The organism is Pseudolysinimonas sp. (assembly GCF_031389465.1).
Classification (GTDB): Bacteria; Actinomycetota; Actinomycetes; order Actinomycetales; family Microbacteriaceae; genus Pseudolysinimonas_A.
On record NZ_JANMSQ010000147.1, the window covers coordinates 1 to 1,510 of the forward strand.

The following is a 1,510-nucleotide window of genomic DNA, read 5'->3' on the forward strand; positions in this document are numbered from 1 at the left end:
GTTGTCGTCGTGTGCGAGCAGCACCGACTCGGCGCGGGTGTGAGCGATCGTGGCGACCCCGGCTCGTCGCGCGGCAGCGGCGAGCACCGTGCCCGCGCCGCGATCGAGTTGCCGCTCCATCGGCACGGCGCCGTGATGGACAACGCACGCCTCCGCGCCCCGGGAGACGGCGGCGAGCGCGAACTCCATGCCGAGAACGCCGGCACCGAGAACGACGATTCGCCCGCCGGCCTCGACCGTGGCGCGCACCAGCTCGGCGTCGGCCAAGTCGCGGAGTACCGTCACGCCGCCCGGGAACGCCACGCCGGCAGAGTCGAGGTCGCGGGCATCCTCCGCGGGAATCAGCCCGTCGCGCCGGATGCGGCGCACGCCGTCGAGGGTAGGCACGAACGCTCGCGCCCCGGTCGCGAGCACGAGCCGGTCGTAGGGCAGTTCGGTTCCGTCCGCGAGGCGCACGGTGTTTCTCGAACGCAGCAGGGCACGCACGGTCATCCCGGTCAACACGACGACCCCTGCGGCCCGCAGGTCGTCGGCGGCGCACACGGTGAGGGACGCCCGGTCGACCAACCCGACGGCGAACTCAGAGACCAGCACGCGGTTGTACGCGTCGTCCTCTTCGGCTCCGACGATTGTCAGCGCGACAGCGCCGCTGTTGACCAGCGGGAGCAGCTCTTCGGCGAACCGAGCGCCGACGGGGCCGAAGCCGACGAGCACGATGCGTTCAGGCATCCCGGGCCTCCACGAGTCGCATCTGCACGACGGTGCGCTTGAACTCGGGCATGCCCGAGATGGGGTCGGTATCGGACCGGGTCACCAGATTCGCGGTCTCCAGATCGGGGTAGTGGAAGGGCAGGAAGACCGTGTCATGACGGATGTCGGGGCTCAGTCGCACGAGAGCACGCACTGCGCCGCTCGCGCTGGTCAACTCGGCCAGGTCACCGTCGGTCAGGCCGAGCCGTTCGGCGGCGACCGGATGGAGTTGTGCCTCGGCGTGCGGATGCACATCCGCGAGTTCGGCCACCCGTCGCGTCTGAGTTCCCGACTGGTAGTGCTCGAGCAAGCGTCCGGTGATGAGGGTCAAGGTGCCGTCGACGCCCGCGGGCCCCGGCTCCGATGCAGGCCGAACGCTCACGAGCCGCGCGAGGCCGTCGTCGTGCGCGAAGCGGTCGCGGAACAGTCGCGGCGTGCCGGTGCTCCCAGCCGGATACGGCCAGTGAACGGCTGCCCCGGAATCGAGCAGCGGGTAGCTGATCCCCGAATAGTCGGCAGTGCCGCCCGCAGTCGCCCGACACAACTCGTCGAACACGGATTCCGCGTCGAGGTCGAACCGCCCGGGCGCGTCGAGTCGCCGCGCGAGTTCGCTGAGGATCCACAGTTCGTCGCGCACACCCGAAGGCGGATCGATCGCCCGCCTGCGGCGCAGCACCCGACCCTCGAGGGAGGTCATCGTGCCCTCCTCCTCGGCCCACTGGGGAACCGGGAGCACGACGTCGGCGAGCTGCGCCGTCTC

At 70.8% G+C, this 1,510-nt stretch carries 2 protein-coding genes; both read right to left on the reverse strand.

What is annotated here, in order from left to right:
* Window positions 1-729, reverse strand: a 729-nt coding sequence (locus tag RMO30_RS05665; RefSeq protein ID WP_309710590.1) for an FAD-dependent oxidoreductase, incomplete at its 3' end; no start/stop codon positions are given.
* Window positions 722-1,510, reverse strand: a 789-nt coding sequence (locus RMO30_RS05670; protein WP_309710596.1) for a molybdopterin dinucleotide binding domain-containing protein, incomplete at its 5' end; no start/stop codon positions are given. The genes RMO30_RS05670 and RMO30_RS05665, both read right to left, overlap by 8 nt.